Origin of the sequence: Wolbachia endosymbiont of Pentalonia nigronervosa (genome assembly GCF_014534705.1) — a bacterium.
Classification (GTDB): domain Bacteria; phylum Pseudomonadota; class Alphaproteobacteria; order Rickettsiales; family Anaplasmataceae; genus Wolbachia.
Window position 1 is genome coordinate 1 of sequence record NZ_JACVWV010000095.1, and the last position, 3,353, is coordinate 3,353.

Annotated in this window: 6 protein-coding genes; 1 reads left to right on the forward strand and 5 read right to left on the reverse strand. The window is 34.7% G+C overall.

All coding sequences use genetic code 11. From position 1 onward, the window contains the following. The 5 genes from IC220_RS06510 to IC220_RS06530 form a co-directional block, all read right to left on the reverse strand. The coding region (locus IC220_RS06510) for a DUF2924 domain-containing protein (RefSeq protein WP_188153659.1) at positions 1-190 on the reverse strand (190 nt) is incomplete at its 3' end. Between the two features lie 53 nt (positions 191-243). Further along, the gene (locus IC220_RS06515) at positions 244-633 is read right to left on the reverse strand and encodes an ankyrin repeat domain-containing protein (RefSeq protein ID WP_188153660.1); all 390 of its coding nucleotides are present in this window, start codon (positions 631-633) and stop codon (positions 244-246) included. 161 nt (positions 634-794) lie between these two features. After that, positions 795-1,946 (reverse strand): phage tail protein, encoded by a 1,152-nt coding sequence (locus tag IC220_RS06520; RefSeq protein WP_188153661.1) that lies wholly within the window; start codon positions 1,944-1,946, stop codon positions 795-797. Further along, the gene (locus IC220_RS06525) at positions 1,946-2,737 is read right to left on the reverse strand and encodes a baseplate assembly protein (protein ID WP_188153662.1); all 792 of its coding nucleotides are present in this window, start codon (positions 2,735-2,737) and stop codon (positions 1,946-1,948) included. Before IC220_RS06525 ends, IC220_RS06520 begins: the two co-directional genes overlap by 1 nt. Before the next feature lie 2 nt (positions 2,738-2,739). Next, positions 2,740-3,075 (reverse strand): GPW/gp25 family protein, encoded by a 336-nt coding sequence (locus IC220_RS06530; protein ID WP_188153663.1) that lies wholly within the window; start codon positions 3,073-3,075, stop codon positions 2,740-2,742. A gap of 143 nt (positions 3,076-3,218) precedes the next feature. Between IC220_RS06530 and IC220_RS06535 the strand changes: the two genes are divergently transcribed. Continuing rightward, positions 3,219-3,353 (forward strand): transposase (locus tag IC220_RS06535; protein WP_369408739.1); only part of this gene is annotated, 135 nt, incomplete at its 3' end.

The following is a 3,353-nucleotide window of genomic DNA, read 5'->3' on the forward strand; positions in this document are numbered from 1 at the left end:
GTTTTTTAGCTGATTTACTTGATAATTCACCATATGCTTTTTCCTGCAACCGATATGCTATACGTCTTATCAAATACTTCCGGCAATATGGTGGGGCTTCCGACTCAAAAAGCTGCCTCCATATTTTCTTAATCTCTGGTAACGACTTACTTGTTAACGATAATACCTCTTGTTCTGTAGATCTGCTCATTTCTCCCCCCTTTTTTATTTGTGGTTTATAATACTTACTTTTCCTTTTTGTCATTAAATATACCTGAAAGGTGCTTCACTACTTTTTCCTTCCTTTTTATTCCATCTTTCATTTCTTTTATTCCTGTCTGTCAACTTCGGCTCTAGTCTTAGTAATTGGACAAATGCTTCCGTAATTAGTACTTTTACATTCTTTGTATGCCTCATGCATGCTGCACGATATAGCGGTGTTTCTTCTCTTTCATTTTTGGCATTTACATCTGCTCCTTTCTCTCTCACCGTCTTTTGATTCGCTATTTCTGCTGCTTGATGCAAAATTGTGTCTCCACTTTTTCCTTTTTCATTTATTCCTTCGTATGATTTTTTCTTTATTTTCCTTAACGCCTTCTGAAAATCATTCCTTGTTTCTTGGTTGTATCTTATTCTTTTTCCTTTCTGCGCCATTTCTTACTAAAAATTTACCTTTTCAAGCAGCATACTTTTTTCTTTTATTTACTGCTATTACTTAATTATATTCTATTTAAACGAGTAATGCAAGGTATTTTTTACAATCAGGGATGGAATATTAGATCTATTTTAATATATTAACTTGTATAATTAATATGCTAACAAATGGGCTGTACATTGTTCCAAGACCTATTCAAATGCTTGTGTTCGTGCCACGTTAGTGCACCTGGGTATACTACTAAAATGTAACTTTCTAATTCATGTATTGCATCTTTTTGTCTTGAATCTGAATCGCTTTTAAAATGAACATTGTGCTCTGCTAAACCAAATCTTATAACTTTTTGATTGATATCATTTTCTATTTTGTAATGATAAGTTACACTGAATCTTTCTAAAATTGGTGTGTATTTGAAATTCCACAATTGCTCTGAAAGCCTATTTTCTCCCAGCAAAAATTTATCTCCCATTTCTTCATCATAACAAACAGGAAAGCAGCCATTTATTTCTCCTAATTTCCAACTGTCAGACAATACCACCTGTGCTTTAGCGAACTTAATCGGTGGCAGCAAGCTCTGTAGAGTAGGATATAAAGCTTTGAAATTATACCAAAGATGATTTCTCTCATATATACCATTATAGTTCTTTGTATGTGGTTCTGTTTCCCCAAGTATTGCAACATCTAAACGATATAAATCACTACTATAATTTCTTTCATAATGAACTCTAAATGTACTAAATTTGAAACTTGGCTTAGCGATTTTTAGTTCAAATGAGTTTTTTCTTCCAAATGATAATACTGGTCCTTCTTTTGCTACTTTTACCCCTGAATAATCAGACAGTAAGTCACCAAATATGCTTTCATCCAACATGAACCTTTGGGCGTTATATAGGTCATTAAAAATCCGCATTAGCCGCGATCTTGCCGGTAGTGATAGTTTTGCCAACTCTATTACTGCATCCACAAAAAAGTCATTTGGCACATCTTGAATACCTATTTGCAGTTCAAAAAAATGCTTTCCGGGTGGCTCTTCAATAATCGTAATGTCATCTATGTTTGCCCATTTCAGAGCTATTTTTAAAGATGCAGGTGTTCCTCTTAACCGCTGAAATTCTACTCCTTCTTTTATAGCCTTCTTTTTGTCTTTTACCCACAGCAAAATTTCTTCTAGGCCATATTCTTCTATCATCCATGGCAATATTTCATCTTTAAGATTAAACTTAAATCCTCTTATGCTTCTTGGATCTACTTTATAGTCTATTGCTTCTACTATATCTCTCTCTTGTTTTGTTGCATTTGGTGGTAATAACATCAGTTTTTCCTTACACACTCAACTCTCAAATTTTCCAGTTTAGCACACTCATTTCCCTTTATTACAACGTCTTCTTGAGGTTCTATCAACTCTATATTTTCTACCCCTTCTACAAACAAATTTGCTATAATACATGATTTTGTAACACTCCAACCAAGTCTTTTGCTTGATTCAAACTTTTTGATGAACTGTTTCTTTATTTCTTCCTCTGATACTATAGGGCTCATGCTAATTTTGCTGTGGATATCTATTCCTATAATTTTGCAATTTACCACTTCTATAGTATCGGTTAAAATCCTTACATCGTCCTTGTTTAGCTGATTTCTGACAATTTTTAGTAGTGTCTCTGATGGTGTGGATAACTCTGTGGATAAAATTGAGATCTGCACCTTTCCTGGTACAAGAGATTCAACTAATGCATCCTTAACTCTTGTATCTGCTGACAATGCATGGTACTTATAATGTTCCTTACTTCCACCTGTTTTTATTTTTGCTTTTATTCTTTTTCTAAAACTTTCATCATTTTCTTCATCTTTTCTTTCTACTGCATAAAACTCAGCTAAGTGATCAAGATCTTTTCCTTCTGCAAACTTCAGTAGATTTGCTTTTGCTGCTTCATTTATTCTCTGCCTCAGTAATAGCTCCCTCCATGCTGCCACTTCCATTATCTTCATCGCTGGGTCGCTCTCAACCAAGGCAGTAAAACTTGCATCACGGTGGATTAGTTCCTCCTTCATCCGTGAAAAAATTTCTTCGTAGCTCAGTTTTTCAATAACATTAGGTGTCTGCATTTCTAAACAACTATTCCGCTAATATTTATGAATTTACCCTCTGAAAGATAAATACCTTCAAGTGCAATGGTCACTCTTCCTTCTTTTATTTCTGTTACTTTTACCTTTTCCAATTTAAACCTTCTTTCCCACTTTTGTAGAGCTTCTGCTACTGCTGCATAAATTTCCAAGGAAAAATCACGGGTTACTGGCCTATCAACCAACTCAAACAACCTTGAGCCATAATCCCTTCTCATGATTCTGCTGCCTATCGGTGTGGTCAGTATATCAGCTATCGATTGTTTTAAATGCTCTATTCCCTCTAGCTCTTTTCCAGTACTTGCATTCATTCCTCTCATATATAAAAGTTTTGTTGATTTTCGTTAGGCTAATTTAAGAAAGTAGCTCAACTATTTTTTTCTGAGTTCTTTGTTCTTGGCTAGGTAGTGTAGACATTCAAAAAGAAAGGAGTTATAATAACAATTTTTGAGAGAAGCTAAGGATGTTATACGACTTAAAAGATAAGCAATGGGAAAGGATAAAGGAGAGTTTACCCGGAAAGAAAGGGGATAGTGGAAGGAGTGCAAAGGACAACAGAAAGTTCATAGCAGCAGTGATGTGGATAGGGCGAACAGGA